At 69.5% G+C, this 22,605-nt stretch carries 18 protein-coding genes and 1 pseudogene; 5 read left to right on the forward strand and 14 right to left on the reverse strand.

What is annotated here, in order from left to right; genetic code table 11:
• Positions 1 to 52 precede the first annotated feature (52 nt).
• Complete coding sequence (locus SL003B_RS09800; protein WP_242390361.1) at positions 53 to 2,254, forward strand: GumC family protein; 2,202 nt, start codon at positions 53 to 55, stop codon at positions 2,252 to 2,254.
• A gap of 115 nt (positions 2,255 to 2,369) precedes the next feature.
• On the opposite strand, the gene SL003B_RS09805 is transcribed toward SL003B_RS09800, so the two are convergent.
• The gene (locus tag SL003B_RS09805) at positions 2,370 to 3,614 is read right to left on the reverse strand and encodes a GNAT family N-acetyltransferase (protein ID WP_041375477.1); all 1,245 of its coding nucleotides are present in this window, start codon (positions 3,612 to 3,614) and stop codon (positions 2,370 to 2,372) included.
• Between the two features lie 112 nt (positions 3,615 to 3,726).
• Here SL003B_RS09805 and SL003B_RS09810 point away from each other — a divergent pair, with 112 nt between their 5' ends.
• The gene (locus SL003B_RS09810) at positions 3,727 to 4,827 is read left to right on the forward strand and encodes a polysaccharide deacetylase family protein (protein ID WP_013652682.1); all 1,101 of its coding nucleotides are present in this window, start codon (positions 3,727 to 3,729) and stop codon (positions 4,825 to 4,827) included.
• Here SL003B_RS09810 and SL003B_RS09815 read toward each other — a convergent pair.
• Positions 4,787 to 5,002, reverse strand: coding sequence for a DUF2842 domain-containing protein (locus tag SL003B_RS09815; RefSeq protein WP_013652683.1), 216 nt, complete (start codon positions 5,000 to 5,002; stop codon positions 4,787 to 4,789). The two genes, SL003B_RS09810 and SL003B_RS09815, sit on opposite strands and share 41 nt — an antisense overlap.
• A gap of 136 nt (positions 5,003 to 5,138) precedes the next feature.
• Between SL003B_RS09815 and SL003B_RS09820 the strand changes: the two genes are divergently transcribed.
• The gene (locus SL003B_RS09820; RefSeq protein WP_013652684.1) at positions 5,139 to 6,248 is read left to right on the forward strand and encodes a COX15/CtaA family protein; all 1,110 of its coding nucleotides are present in this window, start codon (positions 5,139 to 5,141) and stop codon (positions 6,246 to 6,248) included.
• A 13-nt stretch (positions 6,249 to 6,261) separates the two neighbouring features.
• Here SL003B_RS09820 and SL003B_RS09825 read toward each other — a convergent pair whose 3' ends face one another.
• From SL003B_RS09825 to SL003B_RS09835, 3 genes are all read right to left on the reverse strand, one after another.
• Positions 6,262 to 7,551 carry an O-acetylhomoserine aminocarboxypropyltransferase gene (locus tag SL003B_RS09825; RefSeq protein WP_013652685.1) on the reverse strand — a complete coding sequence of 430 codons (1,290 nt, stop codon included), beginning with the start codon at positions 7,549 to 7,551 and terminating at the stop codon, positions 6,262 to 6,264.
• Between the two features lie 124 nt (positions 7,552 to 7,675).
• Positions 7,676 to 8,218: a CoA-binding protein gene (locus SL003B_RS09830; protein WP_013652686.1), complete on the reverse strand. Its 543-nt coding sequence runs from the start codon at positions 8,216 to 8,218 to the stop codon at positions 7,676 to 7,678.
• 35 nt (positions 8,219 to 8,253) lie between these two features.
• Complete coding sequence (locus SL003B_RS09835; protein WP_013652687.1) at positions 8,254 to 9,078, reverse strand: enoyl-CoA hydratase; 825 nt, start codon at positions 9,076 to 9,078, stop codon at positions 8,254 to 8,256.
• Positions 9,079 to 9,384: 306 nt separating this feature from the next.
• On the opposite strand from SL003B_RS09835, the gene SL003B_RS09840 reads away from it, so the two are divergent.
• Positions 9,385 to 9,906, forward strand: coding sequence for an NUDIX hydrolase (locus SL003B_RS09840; RefSeq protein ID WP_013652688.1), 522 nt, complete (start codon positions 9,385 to 9,387; stop codon positions 9,904 to 9,906).
• 164 nt (positions 9,907 to 10,070) lie between these two features.
• Positions 10,071 to 11,510, forward strand: coding sequence for an inorganic phosphate transporter (locus tag SL003B_RS09845; RefSeq protein ID WP_083812168.1), 1,440 nt, complete (start codon positions 10,071 to 10,073; stop codon positions 11,508 to 11,510).
• Between the two features lie 160 nt (positions 11,511 to 11,670).
• Here SL003B_RS09845 and SL003B_RS09850 read toward each other — a convergent pair whose 3' ends face one another.
• The 9 genes and pseudogenes from SL003B_RS09850 to SL003B_RS09890 all read right to left on the reverse strand — a co-directional run bounded on the left by SL003B_RS09850 (position 11,671) and on the right by SL003B_RS09890 (position 22,522).
• Positions 11,671 to 12,573, reverse strand: coding sequence for a hypothetical protein (locus SL003B_RS09850; protein WP_013652690.1), 903 nt, complete (start codon positions 12,571 to 12,573; stop codon positions 11,671 to 11,673).
• 17 nt (positions 12,574 to 12,590) lie between these two features.
• Positions 12,591 to 14,258, reverse strand: coding sequence for a hypothetical protein (locus tag SL003B_RS09855; protein WP_148259286.1), 1,668 nt, complete (start codon positions 14,256 to 14,258; stop codon positions 12,591 to 12,593).
• A gap of 205 nt (positions 14,259 to 14,463) precedes the next feature.
• Positions 14,464 to 14,691, reverse strand: a pseudogene (locus SL003B_RS09860) (transposase); the annotation flags it as partial.
• Between the two features lie 5 nt (positions 14,692 to 14,696).
• Positions 14,697 to 15,104, reverse strand: coding sequence for a sarcosine oxidase subunit gamma (locus tag SL003B_RS23820; protein WP_277914627.1), 408 nt, complete (start codon positions 15,102 to 15,104; stop codon positions 14,697 to 14,699).
• A 161-nt stretch (positions 15,105 to 15,265) separates the two neighbouring features.
• A complete protein-coding gene (locus SL003B_RS09870) occupies positions 15,266 to 18,286 on the reverse strand; it encodes a sarcosine oxidase subunit alpha family protein (RefSeq protein WP_013652694.1) in 3,021 nt (1,006 codons plus the stop codon).
• Positions 18,283 to 18,588, reverse strand: coding sequence for a sarcosine oxidase subunit delta (locus SL003B_RS09875; RefSeq protein ID WP_013652695.1), 306 nt, complete (start codon positions 18,586 to 18,588; stop codon positions 18,283 to 18,285). The genes SL003B_RS09870 and SL003B_RS09875 overlap by 4 nt, the downstream gene beginning before the upstream one ends.
• 11 nt (positions 18,589 to 18,599) lie before the next feature.
• Complete coding sequence (locus tag SL003B_RS09880; RefSeq protein ID WP_013652696.1) at positions 18,600 to 19,853, reverse strand: sarcosine oxidase subunit beta family protein; 1,254 nt, start codon at positions 19,851 to 19,853, stop codon at positions 18,600 to 18,602.
• Between the two features lie 176 nt (positions 19,854 to 20,029).
• Positions 20,030 to 21,079 carry a lysophospholipid acyltransferase family protein gene (locus tag SL003B_RS09885; protein WP_158306631.1) on the reverse strand — a complete coding sequence of 350 codons (1,050 nt, stop codon included), beginning with the start codon at positions 21,077 to 21,079 and terminating at the stop codon, positions 20,030 to 20,032.
• Positions 21,080 to 21,115: 36 nt separating this feature from the next.
• On the reverse strand, positions 21,116 to 22,522 hold the full coding sequence (locus tag SL003B_RS09890) for a cytochrome P450 (protein WP_013652698.1): 1,407 nt from the start codon (positions 22,520 to 22,522) through the stop codon (positions 21,116 to 21,118).
• Between the last annotated feature and the right edge of the window lie 83 nt (positions 22,523 to 22,605).

Below are 22,605 nucleotides of genomic sequence, written 5' to 3' on the forward strand. Positions count from 1 at the left end.
TAATAGGCCATAGTTCTCTCCGGATTTGTTCGGAGTAGGTGTGATGGGTTCGATGCGTGACGTTTATCAGCCGCAAGATCTGGCATTGGACCTGTCCGGGTTGCTGCGTGCGATAAGGGGATCGCTACGCTGGCTTCTGCCGCTGGTGCTCGTCGTCGCGGCCACCGTGTTCCTGCTGCTTCAGTTCGTACCCGAGAAGTACAAGGGCGAGGCCAAGGTGCTGATCGAGAGTACCGACGCGATCTATCCGGGAGCGTCGCGCGGCGTCGAGGACGAGCGCGCACTGCTGGATACCGAAGGCGTCGCCAGCCAGGTCCAGTTGCTCACGTCCGCCGATCTGGCGCGGCGCGTCGCGCAGCGGCTGGATCTCGTTTCGATACCCGAATTCGATGCCGCTCGGACGCGCTCCATCCTCACCGATGCCCTCGTCCTGCTCGGCCTGAGGAGCGATCCCGCGCGCGTCTCGCCCGAGGAGCGGGTGCTCAAGCATTATTACAAGCATCTGGACGTCTATCGCCTGGACGGGTCGCGGGTGATCGCGGTCGAGTATTCCGCCGAGGATCCGCAGCTCGCCGCGGCGGTCGCCAACACCATCCTCGACGAATATCTGGCGATGCAGAGCAAGGCGAAGCGCGAGACGACGGAGTTCACCGCCGCATCCCTGGAGCCACAGATCGAGCGCCTGCGCAAGGAGGTCCAGGACGCGCGCAAGGCGGTCGAGGACTTTCGCGCCCATGCCGACCTGATGATGGGCAGCGACAATCGGACCTTGAACCAGCAGCAGCTGGCGGAAATCAGCACGCAGCAGTCGTCCGCCCAGGCGAGCGAGGCGGAGGCGACGGCCAAGGCACGCCTGATCCGCGGCCTGCTCAATTCCGGCGGATCGTTCGAAACGGCAAGCGACGTGCTCAACTCGCCGCTGATCCAGCGGCTTCGCGAGCGCCAGGTAGCGATCCAGTCGCGCATCGCCGAACTGTCGACGACGATGCTCTCGAACCACCCGCAGATCCGCGCGCTCAACTCGCAGCTGGCCGACTACGATACCCAGATCCGGTCCGAGGCGCGCAAGATCCTGATCGGGCTCGAGAACGATGCCAAGGTCGCCCGCCAGCAGGCCGAGGCGCTGCGCGATCGCCTGAGCGAACTCAAGGTCGCGGCGGCGCGTACCAACACCGACCAGGTGCGCCTGCGCGAACTGGAGCGCGAGGCGGAGGCCAAGGCGACCCAGCTCGACACGCTGCTTGCCAGCTACCGCGAGGCCGACACCCGCCGCAGCGCCCAGACCCTTCCTGCCGATGCGCGCGTGATCTCGCGCGCCAGCGTGCCGATCGAGCCTTATGCGCCCAAGGTGGCGCTGTTCACGATCATCGCCGCCCTGGCGACCTTCGTGCTCGGCTGCGCCTTCGTCGTGATGCGCGAGTTCCTGTCCGGCAATGCCCTGCAGCCGATCGATTACGGGCATGGTGAGGCGATCGCGGTCGCGCCGGCCCCCGTGGCGGAGGCTGCCGTCGCAGCCCAGCCGGTCGCCGCGGACGCCTGCGGCCCCTCCGACATGCCCCCCGCCGACCCGCGCACCGAGCGGGTGCGCGCTGCTGCGCATCCGGCGGCGGCCGCATCGCCGCGCCGGTCGGCGCCAAGCGGTTTGGGCCGTCGGGAGGAAGCGTACGGCCCGGCAGCCGAGGACGGGCAGAAATCCGAGCAGGCCCGCCGCATCGTCGTGCTCAGCGTCGACGACGCACAGATCTCGCACGACCTGGCCTTCGATCTGGTGCGCGCGGCGGCCGACCGGGGCGACATGGCTCTGTTGATGGAGGTCTTTCCGGAAAACGAGGATCCCGGCGCGGCCGCGGGCTTTTCCGATCTCGTCGCCGGCAAGGCGTCGTTCTCCTCGGTGATCTACCGCGACGCCGGTTCGCGCGCCCATATCATCGAGGCGGGCCGCTTCGCGCTTGCCGACGCCATGGTCGCCGACGGCCGCTTCAGCCGGGTCCTCGATGCTATCGACGCGACCTACGGGACTGTCGTTGTGGATCTTGGCACCATCGACGGCTCGCTCGCCAGCGCCCGCATTCTCGAATATGCGGATCGTGTCATCGTGGTGTCGCAGGACGAGACGGAGACGCCGGGCCTGCGCAGCGCCGCCCGGCTGTTGTCGCGCAACACCGGCGCCGAGGTGATCGTGCGCACGCACTCCGGAGAGCGCGGCCCGGTGCGTCGTTCGACGCGTCGCTCGGCGCGCGGCGTCGCGGCTTGATGACGGAGTGCGATCGGCACGCTTCATCGCACTCGGTTTGAGCCGGTGCGGCGCTTCAGGACATGCGTCCCGGATCGGTCGGGTTCCTCGGGATCTGGCGTGACGGCTGCGGGCGTCAGCCCAGGCGGGCGCGGATTCGGCGCGCCTTGCGCACCAGCGACCACAGGGCAGGGGAGGTGCGGATCGTGCGCTTGGCGGCCAGCCGCAGCCGGTCTGCGGCCGTGACGATCCGGCCGGCTGCCGTCAGCGCCTCTTCCCGGTCGACGAGGTCCTGCGCGGCCGTCCAGGCCAGCTTGTAACGTTCCTCTCCGAGCCCCAGGTCGAGCACGGCGATGGCGGGATCGGCGCAACAGTTGCGCACGATCTCCGTCAGCAGCACGACGCCGGGACTTAAGGCGGTCAGCTCGTCGTGGGCGATGCTGTTGGCATAGCCGTAATAGGCGCCCTGACCAATGCCGCCGAGATAGGTCGCCCTGATCCGCCCCCCCGCTTCCAGGTAGCGCAGGTCGAGCAGCGGCCCGCCGTCGCCGTCCGGCTCGCTCAGCAGCGCGCGCAGGAAGGCCTGTGCCGGCGCGCCGGAAAAGGCGTTGGGGATCCCGGTCTCTCGCGCGCGCACCGCGCGCTGCTCGAAGAAGGCGGCGAGGCCGGTCTCGATCTCCTGCGCCGTCTGCGCCCGCTTCACCGCGTAGTCGCCGGCCTCTTCCAGCGCCTTTCTCTTGCGCAGCAGCTTCTTGCGCGATGCCTTGCTGTGGGTGTCGGCGAACAGCGCCTCGAACGGACGGTCCAGCGGACCGCGAAACACCGGGCTCGGACTCGGGTTGCCGTTGTCCGCGGCGAGCGGATGGGGCCGGCCTTCCCAGACGGCTGGAATGTTGTGGAGCGCCAGCCGGTCGGCGCCGGCGGCACGAGCGGCATCGATCAGCGCGCCATGCAGCGTATCGGCCGACAGCTCGGCATAGGCGCGCCGCGTCCAGATCCCGGTGTTCTGGTTGGCATGGCTCTGGCCGAGCCAGGTCAGCGTCGTCACGCCATGGGCGCGGCTGAGCGCGAACGGCCAGACGAAGGCTGGCTCGCCGTCGACGAGGCCGACCGCGATGCGGGCGGCCTCTCCCGCCCGCGCGCCGATATGCGCAAGCCAGGCACGCGCCCAGCCGAAGCGGTGGTAATGCGCCAGCAGGCCGTCGCGCTCGATCAGCCGCCACGGCACCTCGGCCGCCTGAAGCGTGTCGACCATCAGTACCCTGGCGCTGCGCGCCTGCGGCGGGATGGATGCGGGCGCGGCCAGGGAAGCGGACGGGCCGGTACCCGCCGCCGGGCCGGTCTCGGTCGCATGTCCGCTGCTGGCTGCCGTGAGGGTCATCGTTCGCCTGTCGATACGGTCGAAATGCATCGTCGCGCGAGGATTGCAACAATATCTAAAGAAAGGGTGCCTAGGGTCTCGGGTGGATACGAACGGAGCGCGTTCGCGCACGATGGGCAATCGACGGAGACTCTTCGAGAACGGCTTCAGGCTGCTGCAGCGGAGCGGCCTCAGCCGGGCGATGGCGCCCTTCACGCAAGGGTGCGGCATCGTCTTCATGCTGCATCGCGTCTGTGCGCCCCGGCCGGAGGGGTTTCAACCGAACCGCCACCTCGAGATCTGCCCGGATTTCCTGAAAACGGTCGTCGCCCGCGTGCGCGACCAGGGCTACCGGATCGTGCCGCTCGGCGAGGCCGTCGACCTGCTGAAGACCGGCTACGGCGACCAGCGCTATGCGGTGCTGACCTTCGACGACGGCTACCGCGACAACCTCACCGTCGCCCATCCGGTGCTCAAGGAGCTCGGCGCCCCGTTCACGGTCTTCGTCACCAGCGGCTTGATCGACCGCAGCACCGAATTGTGGTGGGTGGCGCTGGAACGGCTGATCGCGGCGAACCGCTCTCTCGATCTGGTCGGCACCGGAGCGGGTGACGGCATCGCCTGCGCCAGCGACGCGGAGAAGGAGGCCTGCTTCTGCCGGCTGACGCACTGGCTGACGCACGAGGTCAGTGAGGACGAGCAGCGCGCCATCGTTCGCCACCTGTGCGAACGCCATGGCCTCGACCTCGCCGCGCTCGCCGACGAGTTGATGATGGACTGGGACGAGCTGCGCCGCCTCGCCGGCGATCCGCTGGTTACCATCGGCGCCCACACCCACGGCCACTACGCGCTCGCCCAGCTCGACGAGACCGCCGCGCGCGCCGACATGGCGGCCGGTATCCGCAGGCTGGAGCAGGAACTCGGCCGCAAGCCGCGCTATTTCGCCTATCCCTACGGCAACGACAAGGCGGCGGGCCCGCGTGAGGCGGCGCTCGCCTCCGAACTCGGCTTCCAGGCCGCGGTGACGACGGTGCCGGGCGTGCTGAAGTCGGTCCACGCGCGCGACCTGATGCTGCTGCCGCGAGTGTCGCTGAACGGCTATTTCCAGGACGCCTACATGGTCGACCAGTATCTGACCGGCGCCCCCTTTGCCCTCTACCGCACCGCCAAGCGGCTGCAGGCCGGCCTCGGTCTCAGGAGCCTGGCCTGCGGGGCCTTTCCATCCACCAGATGATCGCCCCGGCCGGGATCACCCACAGCAGTCCGGCGACGGCGAAATAGGCCAGACGCACCCAGGTCGATGCCTGTTGAAGGGTCATGTCTCCGATCACCATCGCCACCAGCGCATAGACCACGACGAAGGTGACCAGCACGACCATTCCGACGAACTTGCGCAGCGACGGTCTCATCCGATGTTCCTCATCCCGTTGCGGTTGCGTCAGCGTCGCAATGTCGCAAAGGCGGATCGAAAGGCGCCGGCCGACTTGCCGTGACACCGGTGGACCTATATCTCAGCCGGTCAAAGGTCAAATACCGGATCCTGCCATGCCTATCCCGTCCACCGCCGTCCCGCCCGCCGCCGTGACCGTCCCGCCCGCCGACCGGGCGCTGGCCCGCAACCGGGCGCTGATCCGCTGGTGGCTCTATGGCATCTGCCTGTTGATCCTGGCCATGGTGGTCGTCGGCGGCGCCACGCGGCTGACGGAATCGGGCCTGTCGATCACCGAGTGGAAGCCGATCCACGGCATGATCCCGCCGCTCAACGAGGCGGAGTGGCAGGAGGAGTTCGACAAGTACCGCCAGATCCCGCAGTACCAGCTCATCAACAAGGGCATGAGCATGGACGAGTTCAAGTTCATCTTCTGGTGGGAATGGGCGCATCGCCAGCTCGGCCGTTTCATCGGCATCGCCTATTTCGTGCCGCTCGCCCTGTTCTGGCTGCAGGGGCGGGTCGAGCCCTGGCTCAAGCCGCGGCTCGTGCTCGGCCTCTTCCTCGGCGGCCTGCAGGGGGCGGTCGGCTGGTGGATGGTCGCATCGGGCCTGGTCGAGCGCACCGACGTCAGCCAGTACCGGCTCGCCGTGCACCTGACGCTCGCCTGCGTGATCTTCGCCTATCTGTTCTGGCTGGCCCGGCGCCTGGTGCCGGCGCGCAGGACGGCCCCGGATGCCGACCGCGCCAGCACGCCCTTCGCGAAGGCCGTGCTGGCGCTGGTGCTGGTGCAGATCTTCCTCGGCGGCCTGGTCGCCGGGCTCAACGCCGGGCTGACCTTCAACACTTGGCCGCTGATGGACGGACAGATCGTGCCGGCCGGCCTGCTGGCCATGGAGCCGGCGTGGAAGAACTTTTTCGAGAACGTCATGACGGTGCAGTTCCAGCACCGGGTGGCGGCCTATGTCCTGGTCGCGGCGGTGCTCGTCTTTGCCTGGAGCGTGCTGACCCGCTCGGCCCACGCCCCGCTGCGCGGAGCCGCCATGGCGCTCGGCGGGCTCGTCCTCGCCCAGCTCGTGCTCGGCATCCTGACCCTGCTGGCGCAGGTGCCGCTCGATCTCGCCCTGCTGCACCAGGCGACCGCCGTTCTGGTGCTCGGCGCTGCCGTCGAGGTACTGGTCGTGCTCAAGGGGCCGGTGCCCGGCGGCGCTGCCGCCGCCGGGTAGGAGATCCGTCCGCTCAGGCTGGCAGGCTTTCGAGCGCCTGGTCGAGATCCGCGATCAGGTCCTCCGGATCCTCCAGGCCGATCGACAGCCGCACCACGTCCGGGCCCGCGCCGGCCGCCGTCTTCTGCTCGTCGCTCAGCTGGCGGTGGGTGGTCGAGGCGGGATGGATGATCAGGCTGCGGGTGTCGCCGATGTTGGCCAGGTGCGAGAACAGCTGCACGTTGGAGACCAGCGCGACGCCTGCCTCGTAGCCGCCCTCGACGCCGAAGGTGAACACCGCGCCGGCGCCCTTGGGGCAGTATTTCTGCTGCAGCGCGTGGCAGGGGTCGGACGGCAGCGCCGCATAGGACACCCAACTCACCTTCGGATGGCCCGACAGGTGCAGCGCCACCTTGAGCGCGTTGTCGCTGTGGCGCTGCATGCGCAGCGGCAGCGTCTCGATGCCGGTCAGGATCATGAAGGAATTGAACGGCGAGATCGCCGGCCCGAGGTCGCGCAGGCCGAGCACCCGGCAGGCGATGGCGAAGGCGAAGTTGCCGAAGGTCTCGTGCAGGACGATGCCCTGGTACTCGGGGCGCGGCGTTGACAGCAGCGGGTAGCGGCCGCTCGCCGACCAGTCGAAGCTGCCGCCGTCGACGATGACGCCGCCCATGGAATTGCCATGGCCGCCCATGAACTTGGTCAGCGAATGCAGCACGATGTCGGCGCCGTGCTCGATCGGCCGGCACAGGTAGGGCGTGGCCAGCGTGTTGTCGACGATGAGCGGGATGCCGTGCTTCTTGGCGATCGCCGCGATGCCGCCGATGTCGGTGACGATGCCGCCCGGGTTGGCCAGGCTCTCGATGAAGATCGCCCGTGTGGTGCCGTCGATCGCCGCCTCGAAGCTGGACAGGTCGGCCGGATCGGCCCACTTGACGTTCCAGCCGAAGCTCTTGAACGAGTGGTTGAGCTGGTTGATCGAGCCGCCGTAGAGCTTCCTGGAGGCGACGATGGTGTCGCCCGGCGTCATCAGCGTGTGGAAGGCGAGCAGCTGCGCCGAATGGCCCGAGGCGACCGCGAGCGCCGCCGTGCCGCCTTCCAGCGCGGCGACGCGCTCCTCCAGCACCGCCGTCGTCGGATTGGTGATGCGGGTGTAGATGTTGCCGAAGGCCTGCAGCCCGAACAGCGAGGCGGCGTGATCGACATCGTCGAAGACGAACGACGTCGTCTGGTAGATCGGTGTCACGCGCGCGCCGGTCGAGGGATCGGGCTGCGCGCCCGCGTGGATCGCCAGGGTCGCAAAACCCGGATTGCCTTCGCTCATGTCTGTCCTCCCCAGGGTCTGGTATGGTGTCGGGTGGGGCGGAGTGTGGCTGAAGGCCGAAGCCCGGTCAAAGAAAAGCGGTTCTTTTGTGGGCCAGCGGGTGGGCCGCCGATTGCCGAAAGGCCTAGTCCATGGGATCGATTTTCCGGTCGCCGCCGAGTCCGCGGTGCTGGAAGCCGGCCTTCAGCGTCGGGCGCCGGGCCGACAGGGTGCGCGAATTCACCCCCGCCCAGCCGATCTCGCCGGACAGCCGGCCGTATTCGATCTTCGGGCAGCGGTCCATGACCACCTTGATACCGGCCGCCTCGGCCTTGCGTGCGGCCGCGTCGTTGCGCACGGTGAGCTGCATCCAGATCGCCTTCGGCCGCATCGGCTCGGCCAGGATCTCGTCGACCACCAGGCCGGCGGCGGCGGAATTGCGGAAGATGTCGACCATGTCGGGCGTGCCCGGCAGGTCTTTGAGCGAGGCGTAGACCCGCTGGCCGAGGATCTCGCCGCCGGCATGGCCGGGGTTGATCGGCCATACCTCGTAGCCCTTCGACAGCAGGTATTTCAGCACGAAATAGGACGGCCGCACGGCGTTGGCGCTGGCGCCGACCATGGCGACGGTCTTCACCTCGTCGAGGATGGTGCGGATGTAGTCGTCGGAATAGGCGTCGTGATTCACGGCGGGGCCTTCCATGGGGCAGGGCGGCGGCGGGGCTAGCGTCCCGTCCACTCCGGCTTGCGCTTCTGCAGGAAGGCATTGATGCCTTCCTCGGCGTCGCGGGCGAGCATGTTGTCGACCATCACCCGGGAGGCATAGGCATAGGCCTCGGCGAGCGGCATCTCCAGCTGGCGGTAGAAGGATTCCTTGCCGATCTTCAGCGTCAGCGGCGACTTGGAGGCGATCGTCTCGGCGTATTTCTGCACCACCTGTTCCAGGTAGTCGGCGGGCACGATGCGGTTGATCAGGCCGAAGTCCTTGGCGGTCGCCGCGTCGATGCTCTCGCCGGTCAGCAGCATTTCCATCGCCTGCTTGCGCGCGACGGTGCGCGACAGCGCCACCATGGGCGTGGAACAGAACAGGCCGATGTTGACGCCCGGCGTGCAGAAGGTGGCCGTGTCGGTGGCGATCGCCAGGTCGCAGGAGGCGACCAACTGGCAGCCGGCGGCGGTGGCGACGCCGGTGACCACCGCGATCACCGGCTTGGGGTGATGGACGATCTGCAGCATCAGCGCCGCGCAGCGGCGCATCATGTCCTCGTAGTAGCCGCGACCGCGGTCGGGATGGGCGCGCGCGGCGGTCATCTCCTTCAGGTCGTGGCCCGCGCAGAAGGCGCGGCCCTCGCCGGCGAGCAGGATGACGCGCACGCCCGGGTCCTCGGCCGCCTCGGCAAACGCCGCCGCCAGCGCCGCCATCATCTCCTCCGACAGCGAATTCATGCGCTCGGGGCGCTGCATGACCAGGCGCAGCACGCCGTTGTGCAGCAGGCTCGCCAGCGGCGGCTTCGGTTCGACCCTTGCGGCGGAAACGGATTCGGACATCTTAGACCTCCCTGTTTGCTCCCTTATAGCGGATCGCCGACGGCGTGCGATAGCCGGCCTCTGGACGGCCGGCGGGCAGGGCGTTTGCGCCGCCCGTCCGCCGGCCTGGGAGGTCGCATGCCGGCGATTAACGGTTTTTCGTGCCTTTTGCGGCAGGATGACGCGGGGGCTGCTTGACAGGGGGGAGCAAATGAACATTTTGAGGGCAAGGGCGCTTTCATGTGAACTCGAAAGCGGTGTCACGGTCGGCACATCCTCCCCCACTATCCTGGCCCCACTATCCTGGCAAAGTCGAAGAGCCTTGTCGTGAAGCAAACCTTGTCGGTCGCGGATACGGTCATGTCGTTGTCGCATCCCCTCAACCGGGCCTGGCGCTCGGTCGAGCGCCTGTTCCGCCGGCCGGCGCGCCTGCAGATCGCCGCGCTGTGCTACCGGTTCCGCAACGGCGTCCTGGAGGTGCTGCTGGTGTCGTCGAAGTCGAGCGGGCGCTGGATCCTGCCTAAGGGCTGGCCGATCCTGCACCGCAAGGCGCATCGCACCGCCGGCATCGAGGCCTTCGAGGAGGCCGGGGTGGTCGGCAAGGTATCGAAGAAGCCCTATGCGCGTTTCCGCTCGACCAAGGGCTTCAATCACGACTTCCGGGTGCGCACCGACGTTCTCGTCTTCCTGCTGCGCGCCGAGGCGCAGAAGGACGACTTTCCCGAGGCGGGCCAGCGGACCGCGCTGTGGCTGCCGATCGACGAGGCCATCGGCCGCTGCTCCGAGGAGGGGCTCGCCGCCGTGCTGCGCCTGCTGAAGCACGACATGGCCGCCAGGCAGACCGCCTGATCGCGGCACTCGCACATCACGCGCCCCGGATCAGGGCGGTCGCCGCCGGCGCCCCCTGATCCGCCCTGCGGCGCACCCGGACCGGAGGCGCCGCAGGGCGGGACCACTTGGCCAAGACCGCACGCAAGTCGACCCTCGACAAGGATCTCGACAAGATCACCTACATGGAGGAGGCGACCGTCAGCCTCGGGCGGCGGCTGGCTGCGCCGGGCCTCGCCTTCCTGTTCATCGTCGTCTGCATCCTGGTCGCCGCCTCCTATGTCACGGGCAGCCCGGGTGGGCTGGTGATCGTCGCGGCGGCCGGCATCGGCGCCTACATGGCGCTCAACATCGGCGCCAACGACGTCGCCAACAACGTCGGCCCGGCCGTCGGCGCGCGTGCCATGACCATGGCGAGCGCGCTCGTCATCGCCGCGGTGTTCGAGAGCGCCGGCGCGCTGATCGCCGGCGGCGACGTCGTCGGCACGATCTCGCGCGGCATCATCGATCCGGGTGCCGTGGCCGACCCGGCCGTGTTCACCGCCGCCATGATGGCCGCGCTGGTCTCCTCCGCCCTGTGGATCAACCTCGCCACCTGGCTCCGCGCGCCGGTGTCGACGACCCATTCCATCGTCGGCGGCGTCATGGGCGCGGGCATTGCCGCGGCCGGCGTCGGGGCGGTCAACTGGCCGACCATGGGCGGCATCGCTCTGAGCTGGGTCGTCTCGCCGCTGCTCGGCGGCGTCATCGCCGCCGCCGTGCTCGCCTTCATCAAGACCTTCATCGTCTACCAGCCCGACAAGATCGCCGCCGCCCGCCTGTGGGTGCCGGTGCTGATCGCGGTCATGGCCGGCGCGTTCACCGCCTATCTGGCCATGAAGGGCCTCGCCCGGCTGGTGCGCATCGATCTCGCCACAGCGCTCGGCCTCGGCCTTGGCGCCGGCGCGCTCGCCTGGGCGGCGGTGCGGCCGCTGATCCTGCGCCAGTCGGACGGGCTGGAGAACCGCAATCAGTCGCTACGCAAGCTGTTCTCGCTGCCGCTGGTGTTCTCCGCCGCGCTGCTGTCCTTCGCCCATGGCGCCAACGACGTGGCCAACGCGGTCGGCCCGCTTGCCGCGATCGTCCACACCGCCGAGCTCGGCTCGGTCGCCGCCCGGGTGTCGATCCCGCTGTGGGTGATGGCGGTCGGCGCGCTCGGCATCTCGATCGGTCTGGTGCTGTTCGGACCGCGGCTGGTGCGCATGGTCGGCGAACAGATTACCAGGCTCAACCCGATGCGCGCCTATTGCGTCGCGCTGTCGGCCGCCGTCACGGTGATCCTCGCCTCCGCCCTCGGCCTGCCGGTCAGCTCGACCCACATCGCGGTCGGCGCGGTGTTCGGCGTTGGCTTCTTCCGCGAATGGTACACGGAGAAGTCCGTGCGCCGCCTCGCGCATGTCAATTCCCGCCAACCCGGCCGCAAGGGCCGGATGCGCCCGGTGCGCAACCGCGAGGAGCAGAAGCGGCGCAAGCTGGTGCGCCGGGTACATTTCACCACCATCGTCGCCGCCTGGGTGATCACCGTCCCCGCCGCCGCCCTCCTGTCCGGCGGCCTCTATTTCGTCCTGCGCCTGCTGCTCGGGTGAGGCGCGGGGGGGGGGACGGGGATCGGACGGCGCCGTCAACAGAGCAGGCGTCGAGGGCCGACCGACATGATCATGTCATGCGTAGGCTAGGAAGGTTGAGTGGACAGGCAAACGAAACGGCCTCCGGCAAACCCGGCGCGGTTCACCCGCGTACTGCCTTTCAAGGCGCGGCGAGGCCACAGCGCATGCTGAACATCGCCAGCGCGGCCTTATCCTCCGGGTCGGGGCCGTCCACAATCAGCGTCACGACCTCCGCGCCATAGGCCATCTCGACGGTTCCGGCCTCGGACAGCCGGGTGAAGAGGTCGCTGCTGCGCGGCAGCATGCCGATCGGATACCAGTTCCCGGTTTCGTCATCCAGTTGCGGCGCAAGGGCAAGAGGCATTGTCCGGCCGTCGGCGATGATCTCAACCTGCCCCTGCACCTCGTCCATTGTGCCGTGTCGGCGGTCGACGAGAACCCAGATGTCGTCGCCAGTGTCCGGACAGCGAAAGCGGATCTCCGAAAGGCTGTCATCGTCCGGGGACTTCCGCGCCCAGCCCAGTTCGGCGGCGCTGCCCTCGTTCCAGTTGCCCGGACGGAAGACCCAGCGGCCCGGTGCGGTCGCCACCTGCATTTCACGGGCAGTCGCCAGCGCATCGAGCGAAAGCCCCTCATGGCGCGGCGCCAGAGTCGCCAGCGCCCCGAGTTGGTCGTCGGTCAGCGCGCCATATGTCCCGAGGATCGCCTCTGTCATGCCGGTTTCCTCGTGAAGGATGGCAACTCCCCCGGGCTGCAGTTCCAACAGAACGAAGCGCGCGGTGCTGCGCCCGCTGCGCCAGATCACTGCCAGATCGGCATGGCCGTTGCCGGTGACGTCGCGCAACCCGCGCAGGGAAAAGACCGGGTCGAGCGGATCCTGCCGGACCTCGAAAACGCTCTCGCCATTCAGCGTGACGGTGACCTCGCCTGCGGCGATCCCGATCCGGTAGCCCGGATCCAGCGGCTGGCCGAAAGCCGCCGCGCCGCCCAGGCACAGGGCAAGACCGGGGGCGCAAAGGCCAGAAAGAAGCGTGCGGTGCATGTCTGCGCCTCCTCTGTTCACCGCGCGCGCAGGGCCGCATCCAGCACCAGCGCGCGTTCCTCGTCATTCGCATGGATGCGCTCGAACAGCGCGCGGCGTGCGGCCACGATCTCGTCCATCCGGGTCTCCAGAGCCGCTTCCAGCGCCTCGAACTGGCGGATCGCTGCGATCTGGCTGGCTAGGATCGACCCGTCCCGGGCCGCATTCTCGCGCCACGCCATCAGGGTCTGCGGCAGCATCAGCGCACCCGACAGGTCGGAATAGCCTGACAGCCCGGAAAGCGGATCCGTGGGCACGACATTCATCCAGTCGATGGTCGAGCGCAGCATCGCCTTCACCACATTGCCGGAGAAGGTAGAGCGCAGCATCTCGAGTTGCTGGCGCACGTCGTTCACGCGCGCCTGGGTGTCGAGATGGGCAAGCCGGTAAAGCTCCGTGGCCTCGACGAGCGCGCGATAGCGTTCGACCCCGGCCGCGGTCGGCCGCCTTGCCCAGTGCCAGGCGATCCCCGCGGCATCCAGGTCAGCCAGCAGGGCGTTGAGGCTGGCGATCTGACCTTCGGCCAGATCGAAGCGATGGGCGTCGATGCCGCGTTCGATCTCGGCGGCGAAGCGGTTCACGCGGGCGACAAGCTCGTGCCCGCGAAAATCCGCATCGCCCCGCGCGACGAGATGGCCGTCCCCGGGGATCGCTCCGGCGACGGCCGGAGAGAACCCGATCAGATAGCCCTGCCACTGTTGTCCATGGTGATCGGACGCGCGGCGCGGCGTCAGCCCCTTCTCGCCCGATATCCGGGCCAGCAGGCGGTGGGCTTGCACTCCGTCGGGCAGTTCCGAGGTCTCGACGACCGACAGGCAGACGGTCAGGTTTGAAAACGGCTGGTTGTCGCGGTGGTGTGCCACCGGCTGAGTCATGCCCTCGCGATAGATCAGGCGGGTCGTTTCGGTGCGCAGGCGGAAGCACCCCTCCTGCGGCCCAGAGCTGATCTCGCCCGTGACCTCCTCAAGCGCATAGCCGGGAACGCGCATGCCGTCATGCTCGATCGTCGCCTTCCTGGACAGAAACCTGCGTCCCTCGACCGTGATCCTGTCGCCGGTCCGGCGATAGGCCAGATGCGTGACCTCCGGATCTTCCTGCGTGCCGCCCTGTATGTCGCTGTCGGGAAAGAGATCAAGCGCAAGGCCCGAATCCCGGTCGGGGGCAACGGCGACGGGTCGGCCGTCACGAAGCACCAGAAATGGCCACCAGCCAAAGTTCAGCGTGCTGCGGTCTGCGCGTGCGCCAGCGGTCAGCCCCAGCGCCGCGACTTCGGCCGGCACGGGGTCACGGCCGGTTTCCTGGTAGCCCGGCAGACTGCTTGCGAAGGCGTGCGGCCCTTCGCCTGGCGCGTGATAGGCGCGCGGGCCCACGATCAACCGTCCGGGAAGTTCCTCGGCACGAAGCGACCCGCCTGCAAACAGGGCGGCAGCAAGCGAGAGTGCGGTCAGAAACGATCTCGGTGGCGTCCCTGTCGATGAAGGCATGGCGGGCTCCTGTCCTTGTGGGGTCGTAGTGCCACGCCGAGGTTGCGCGAAGGGTGCCCTCCGGTCCACTCTTGTCAACCAGTAAGTTTTCGAAACGGATTGATAAAACGGGATCTTTTGTCGCCTTTGCAGCAAGGTTCGATAGAATTTGATATGAGCCAAGGAGAATGGCGTTTGACGCCAAGATCGCTTGATCAGGCCCGGAGATCAAGTTCGGTTTGCCTCTGAGGCCTCCGGTGTTGCAGAAATGCCCGGAGGCAGGCGGCTCATGCCGAGAATCCGTGCCGTTCTGGCCCAGCGGCGAGGTTTTCCGGCGCGTCGGACAGACCTGTCGAGCCGCGTTCGTTCTGTTGGGTCTGGATCGCGGTCACGCGCATGTCAGTGGCGCGCGCAGTCGGCGGATCGTGGCGAGGAGGGCGCGCACCATCGGGCCTGGGACCGCGGACTTGGCCGGTTGGAATATGATGGCACGGGCGTGGAGTACGACGCGGGCTCCAATCTTGATCGGCTTTCGTCGAAGGCTGGTCAACGACCAGTCGGCCATGACCTCAGGAAGTTCGATGCAGCGCAGAAACATGGCCAGATCACAGGCCATCCCCGTCACCGCGCCGAAAGCTCCAGCGCGGCGTCGGCGAGCAGGCCCTCGACGTAGGGCAGGAACGTGCGCCAGGCTTCCAGCACAAAGACGTCCTCGTCGGTGCGCCACAGCACGATCTCGGCCTTGTGGAACAGCGTGCGGGTCGCCGTGCCGGGCGGGAAGGCGGCCGGGTCGAGGTCGATCGGCACGCCCGCGTTCAACAGCCAGGCGGCGCGCGCGCCGGTGACGATCAGGCCGTCCTGGCGGTGCGAGACGTCGACCAGCGCGTGCGGCAGGCCGGCGAGGGCGGCGGCAAGCGCGGCCTCGACCGCCGCGCCGTCGTCTTCGCCGGCCAGCAGCAGCCACTCGTCGGGGCCGAGCCAGAGTGCGGCGCGCGTGCCCGCTGCCGCCGAGGCGAGCGGGGCCGTCAGGCAGCGCGACGCCGAAGGCGGCCGAGGCCGCGGCGCGCGCGGCCCGTGGGCCGCGGAAGGAAAAGCGCGTCAGCGCGTCGGCGCGCAGCACGGACACCGCCGACAGGCTGACCACCGGCGCCTCGCCGGCATCGGGCAGATGAATGTCGGCCATCGCGGCGTCAGCCATGGAGTTGTTCTCCCTGCGGGTCGTGGAACACCGGCTCGACCACCCTCACGCGGAGCGCGCCGGCCGGCATCGGCACGTGCAGCGTCTCGCCGGTGCGCGCGCGGCCGTCCTCGACCAGCGCCAGCGCGATCGAGCGGCCGGCGGCCGGGCTCCAGTAGGCGGAGGTGACGTGGCCGCGCGCCGGCGTGCCCCTGGCCGGCTCCGCCTCGAGGGTCACCTGCGCGCCTTCCTCCAGCACCCGGGCCGGGTCTTCGGTCAGCAGCCCGACCAGCTGCTTGCGGCCGGCGGCGGCGAGGTCGGGGCGGGCGAGCGAGCGCTTGCCGACGAAGTCGGGCTTGGCCTTGCCGATCGCCCACTCGAGGCCGAGGTCGGCCGGCGTCACCGTGCCGTCGGTCTCCTGGCCGACGATGATGTAGCCCTTCTCGGCGCGCAGCACGTGCATCGCCTCGGTGCCGTAGGCGCAGCCGCCGCGCCGTTCCGCCGCGTGGCACAGCGCGTCCCAAACCGCCGCGCCGTGGCGCGCGGGCACGTTGACCTCGAAGCCGAGCTCGCCGGTGAAGGAGACGCGGAACAGCCGGCAGGGCAGGCCGGAAAAGCGCCCGGCCGCCACGCTCATGTGCGGCAGGGCGTCGGGGGCAAGGTCGATGCCGGCGACGAAGGGGGCGATCGTCTCGCGCGCCAGCGGCCCCTGCACGGCGATCACCGCCCACTGCTCGGTGGTCGAGGTGATCCAGACGTCGAGGTCGGGCCATTCGGTCTGCCGGTAGTCCTCCATCGCGGCGAACACGCGCGCGGCGCCGCCGGTCGTCGTCGTGACGTGGAAGCGGTCGTCGGCGAGGCGGCCGACGACGCCGTCGTCGATGACGAAGCCGGCCTCGTTCAGCATCAGCGCGTAGCGGCAGCGACCGGGCTTCAGGCCCTTGAACGGGTTGGTGTACATCCGCTCCAGGAAGGTCGCGGCGTCCGGACCGACGACCTCGATCTTGCCCAGCGTCGAGGCGTCGAACACGCCGACGGCTCGGCGCACGGTGGCGCATTCGCGCGCCACCGCAGCGGGCATGTCCTCGCCTTCTTGCGGGAAGTAGCGCGCCCGCTTCCACTGGCCGACGTCCTCGAACACCGCGCCCGCGGCCTCGGCGCGCGCGTGCGACGGCGTCCGGCGCTCGGGGTCGAACAGGATGCCGCGCGAGGCGCCGGCGAAGGTGCCGAAGGTCGTCGGCGTGTAGGGCAGACGGAAGGTGGTCAGGCCGACCTCGGGGATCGGCCGGCCGAGCGCCTCGGCGGCGATCGCCAGCGCGTTGAGGTTGGACAGCCGGCCCTGGTCGGTCGCCATGCCGGTGGTGGTGTAGCGCTTGATGTGCTCGATCGAGTGCAGCCCCTCGCGCACCGCCAGCCGCACGTCCTTGGCGGTGACGTCGTTCTGGAAGTCGACGAAGGCCTTGACGCGGCCGGCGTCGCGGTCGTGGGGCAGGGCGCCCAGGGTGCCGCCGGTGCCGGCATGGGCGCCGGCGGCGCGGATCGGCTTCGTCCGCGGCGCCGCGCCGGTCGCCGCCTCGGCCGCCTGCTCGCCGGCGGCATAGCCGTCGTCGAGCGTCGCGGCCAGACCGAAGACGCCGCGGCAGGCGCCGGCCGAGCGCGCCCGCTGCGCCGACGCTCCGGGCAGGAAGGCGCCGGCGGCATCGTCCCACGCGACCTTGCCGCGCGACTGCGAATGCAGGCTCACCGTCGGCGTCCAGCCGCCCGACATCAGCAGCGCATCGCAGGCGAGTTCGCCGGCGGCGGCAACCGTGCCGTCGGCGCGCAGCCGGCCGAGCAGGGCGCCCGACACGCGCAGCCGTCCCCGGGTGCCGGTGACCACGCAGGCGGTCTCGACGCGCAGGCCGCGCTCGCGCGCCGCCGCGACCAGCGCCTCCGGGGGCGCGGCGCGGAGGTCGGCGATGGCGGCGACCGACACGCCGGCGTCGGCGAGGTCGAAAGCCGCCGTCCAGGCGCTGTCGCAGGCGGTGGCGACCAGGACGCTCCGGCCGGGCCTGACGCCATAGCGGTTGAGATAGGTTCGCCCGGCCTCGGCGAGCAGGATGCCGGGCCGGTCGTTGTCGGGAAACACCAGCGGCCGCTCCAGCGCGCCGGCCGCGATCACCACCTCCCTGGCGCGCACCTGCCACAGCCGCTCGCGCGGCAGCGCCGGATCGGGATCGGCCAGGTGGTCGGTGACGCGTTCGGCCAGGGCGACGAAGTTCTGGGCGAAATAGCCGAAGGCAGTGGTGCGCGCCAGCAGCGTCACGCCGCCGCGCGCCGCCAGCGTCGCCACCGTGTCGCGCACCCAGTCGGCCGGCGCCTTGCCCTCGATGGTGCCGGCCGTTTCGGCCAGCAGGGAACCGCCGAACTCGGCCTGCTCGTCGCACAGGATCACCCGCGCGCCGCTGTCGCTCGCCGCCAGCGCGGCGGCCAGCCCCGCCGGCCCGGCGCCGATCACCAGCACGTCGCAATGGGCGTAGAGATTGGCGTAGCGGTCGGCGTCCGGGGTCTTCGGCGCCTTGCCGAGGCCGGCGGCGGCGCGAATCATCGGCTCGTAGACGCGGTCCCAGAAGCGCCTCGGCCACATGAAGGTCTTGTAGTAGAAACCGGCCGGAAACAGCGGCGATAGCCAGTCGTTGACCGCGCCGACGTCGAAGCCGAGCGACGGGAAGCGGTTCTGGCTGATCGCCGCCAGACCCTCGTACAGCTCGACCTGGGTCGCGCGCAGGTTGGGCGTCTGGTCGCCGCGGCGGCAGACGCCGACCAGCGCGTTCGGCTCCTCCGATCCGGCGCTCAGGATGCCGCGCGGCCGATGGTACTTGAACGAGCGGCCGACGAGGTGGACGCCGTTGGCCAGCAGCGCGGAGGCCAGCGTGTCGCCGGCGTGGCCCTGATAGGCCGTGCCGTCGAAGCGGAAGCGCAGCGGCCGGCCGCGGTCGATGCGCCCGCCGCTCCTGGTGCGGAAGGGCTGCGTCGTGCCGGAAATCGCGCTCATCGGGCCGCCTCCGCCGCCAGCGCGTCGAGGTCGGGCTTCGGCTCGTCGGCCTTGTAGGTGCGGATGAACCGGTCGCTCACCGTGTCGCGCACGGCGTTGAAGAACCGGCCGCAGCCGTGGGCGTGGCGCCAGCGTTCGGCCAGCAGGCCGCGCGTGTTGGAGCGCATGTAGAGGAACTGTGCCCAGTCCTCGTCCGACAGCGCCGAGGGATCTGCGGGTCGGGCGATATGGGCCTCGCCGCCGTAGCGGAATTCGATCTCGGGTCGCTCGACGCCGCAATAGGGGCAATGGATCAGCAGCATGGGCGCTTCCCTCAGTGGGCCACGGCGGCGGCCGCCGCCTCGTCGATCAGCCGGCCGGTGCGGAACCGGTCGAGCGAGAAGGGCGCGGCGATCGGATGCGGCTCGCCGGTCGCGAGCGTGTGGGCGAAGACGTGGCCGGAGCCGGGCGTCGCCTTGAAGCCGCCGGTGCCCCAGCCGCAGTTGACGAACAGGCCCGGCACCGGCGTCTTGCCGATGATCGGCGAGCGGTCCGGCGTGTTGTCGACGATGCCGCCCCAGTTCCTCAGCATGCGCATGCGCCGGAACATCGGGAACAGCTCGCAGATGGCGTCGATCGTGTGGGTGGTGATGTGGAGGCCGCCGGCCTGGGAATAGGACACGAACTGGTCGGTGCCGGCGCCGATCACCAGCTCGCCCTTGTCCGACTGGGAAATGTAGGCGTGGATGGTGTTGGACATCACCACGCAGGGAAACGCCGGCTTGACCGGCTCCGACACCAGCGCCTGCAGCGGGTTGGATTCCAGCGGCAGCTTCAGCCCGGCCATGGCCATCACCGCCGAGGTGTTGCCGGCGGCGACGCAGCCGATCTTCTTGGCGCCGATGAAGCCCCTTGAGGTGTCGACGCCGGTCACCGCGCCGTCCGGCCCGCGGCGGATGCCGGTCACCAGGCAGTTCTGCAGGATGTCGACGCCGAGCGCGTCGGCTGCGCGCGCATAGCCCCAGGCGACTGCGTCGTGGCGCGCCGTGCCGCCGACCCGCTGCAGCGCGGCGCCGACGACCGGATAGCGGATGGTGTTCGAGATGTTTAGCGGCGGGCAGAACGCCTTGGCCTCCTCCGCGCTCAGCCATTCGTTCTCGACGCCGGCCAGCCGGTTGGCGTGGATGTGGCGCTTGAACACCTGCACGTCGTGCACCGTGTGGGCGAGCATCATGACGCCGCGCTTGGAATACATGACGTTGTAGTTCAGTTCCTGCGACAGCCCGTCCCACAGGTTAAGGGCGTGCTGGTAGAGCCGGGCGCTTTCCTCCCACAGGTAGTTGGAGCGCACGATGGTGGTGTTGCGGCCGGTGTTGCCGCCGCCGAGCCAGCCCTTCTCGACCACCGCGACGTTGCGGATGCCGTGTTCCCTGGCCAGGTAATAGGCCGTCGCCAGGCCATGGCCGCCGCCGCCGATGATGACGACGTCGTAGGCGGGCTTCGGCTCCGGCGCGCGCCACTGCCGGCCCCAGTTGCGGTGCGCGGTGAAGGCGTTCTTGGCCAGTTCCAGAAACGAATAGCGCGCCATCGACTGATCACTCCCCGTCGGTCGGTCATGCCGGCCGTGTGAGCATGCGAACCCGCCCCGGACCGCAGTCGCCCCGGCGCGCCCCGCATCTTCTCCGCTGCGGCGCGGCCGGCGTGACGGGTTTCGGTCCTCGATTGGTCTGAATCCGACACGCCGTTGCGGCGAGCCGCGCCCGTCTAACCGACCGCCTCCGGCGCCGCTGCGCGTCGGGGCGCGGTGATCGCGGGTCCCTTCGCCGGCCGCAACTCGTGCAACATGTACCACTGGTCGATATGGTCGAGGATAACGCGTTCGAACACGGCGTCGAGCCGGGCGACGGTCTCGGCGTCCGAGACCGGCTCGAAGGCCGGCAGGAAGGTCATGGCGAAGCGGGCGCCCTCGGTCCGCGCCAGGTAGACCGGCAGGATCAGCGCATCGGCGGCGCGGGCGAACTTGGCGAGTTTGACCGCGTTGCCGGTTTCCGGCAGGGGCCGGCCGAAAGCGGGCAGGTGGATCTGCAGCGCGCGTACCTCGTCGACGAAGAACAGGCCGTCCGCAGCCCCCGACGTCAGCACGCGATAGAGGTATCCGGCGCTGCGCACGCCCGCGGGGAACAGGTGCTGGCCGCGCCGTTTGCGCAGGGCATGGATGAGCGCGTTGGTGAAGCGGTTGGGCTCAGGCTGGAACGGGCCGGTCACCGGTCGGCCGAGCGCATGGGGCAGGGTTGCCATCAGCCCCTCCCAGCAGCCGACATGCACGGAGGCGCAGACCAGCGGTCGGCGGCTCGCCAGTGCGGCATCGAGATGGGACCGGCCCTCGATGGCGATCAGGCCCGCCGCCTGCATCCGCTCGACGCTCGAATACTCCGCATAGGCACGCCCGACGCTGGTCCACCAGCGGGCGAGGACCGCGTCGAGGGCCGTCTCGTCGGCGGCGAGGTCGGGCCTCAGCAGTGCCATGTTGCTGCGGATGCGTTTGGCGAAGACGCGGTGGGCGTAGCGGCGCTGTGCCAGCGGCGCCAGCGTCGCGCCGAAGCCGGAGCAGGCCGCAGCCGGCAGCAGGCGCAGGGCGTGATGGAACAGATGGCTGAGGGCGCCGCTCAAGGGATCCAGGAGCCAGTGGCTGACGAAGGTCTTGCGCCTCCATGGGTCGGTGGACAGCAGCCAGGAGAGTGGCGGCGGCACCGGTGCGGGCGCGCGCGTGGCGTCGAACGGGATGTCGTCGAGCGCGGCCGGTTTGGGGGACACGGCACCGGCTGTCTTGTTGAGGGCGTCCATGCTCGGTCAGGCGGTGCGCGGGTGAAGCGTCATCGGCAGCGCGTCGCCGGGACGCAGGGTCAGCCGGCACACCGGCTGGATGTCGGCGCCCGGCTTCAGCCGCAGGTCGAAGGCGCGGGCGAGGATCGCAAGGCTCAGGATCGATTCGGTCAGGCCGAACTGCAGGCCGGCGCAGATCCTCGGGCCGATGCTGAACGGCACGTAGCCGTATTTCGACGGCCGCGTGCCTTCGCCCTCCAGGAAGCGTTCGGGACGGAAGGCGTCGGCGTCCGGCCACAGGGTCGGATTGCGGTGCAGCAGCCAGGGCACCACCATCAGGATCGTGCCCTTCGGGATCCTCTTGCCGCCGACCGTGGTGTCCGCCATCGCCTCGCGGGCGAGGATCGGCACCGGCGGGTAGAGCCTCAGCGTCTCCTCGATCACGGCTTTGGTGTAGGGCAGGCGGGCGACGTCGGCGAAGCTCGGCGGCGCGTCGCCGAGCACGCTGTCGAGTTCGGCGTGCAGCCGCTCGCGCACCCGCGGCGCCTGCGACAGCAGGAACCAGGCCCAGGCGAGCGTGTTGGCGGTCGTCTCGTGGCCGGCCATGAAGATCACCGCCGCCTCGTTGCGGATCGCCTCACGGCTAAGCGGCGCGCCGTCCTCGTCGCGCGCCTCGAGCAGGCCGCCGATGACCGAGACCTCGCCGCTGTCCTTCATCGCCTGGTAGCTGTCGATGATCTCGTCGAGCACGCCGAGGATGCGCTTGACCGAGCGGTGCACCGCCGGACGGCGGAAGCGTGGTAGCCACTCGGGCAGGCCGAGCATCGCCGGCAGGTCGACCTGGTCGATGTAGCGCTGGTAGTCGGAAAAGCCCTCGACGATCTCGCTGGCATAGTTGCGGCCGAGGTTGCGGCCGAAGATTGTGCGGCAGATGATTTCCGCGGTCAGATGCGCCATCTCGGCCAGCGCGTCGACCTCGCCGCCGGCGCCGCGCGCCGCCCATTCGGCGCGCTTCTCCTCGATCGTGTCGACCATGATCGGGGCGAAGCCCGGCACACGCGAGCCGTGGATGATCGGCGCCACCACCTTGCGCCGGCGCCGCCAGATGTCGCTATCGGAGATGAACAGGCCGTCGCCGATCAGCGGTTCAAGCGCATGGCGCATCTGCGGGCTCTTGCGCTGCAGCACCGCATGGTTGGTCTGGAACGCCTCTTGGACCACGTCCGGGCTGTTGCAGACGACGAGCAGGCGGCGCAGCACCTGCTGGCTCATCAGCCGCGAGGAGAAGTTGCCCTTGCTCCAGATCGACAGGAAGTTCTTGCGCGCCAGCCCCATCAGTTCGATGACCGACGGCATCGTCTCGTGCCGGTAGGGATGGGGCGGAACGTAGTCCGGCTCCCTCTCGGCGACGACGGCTGCGACAGACTGGTCCACGGCACTATCCCCCGTTGAGCGCCCCGCGACGGGCGGCGGCGACGATCTTCTTAGCAATCCGGCGCGCCGAATGCATGCCCCTT

The sequence above is a fragment of the Polymorphum gilvum SL003B-26A1 genome (assembly GCF_000192745.1).
Lineage (GTDB): Bacteria > Pseudomonadota > Alphaproteobacteria > Rhizobiales > Stappiaceae > Polymorphum > Polymorphum gilvum.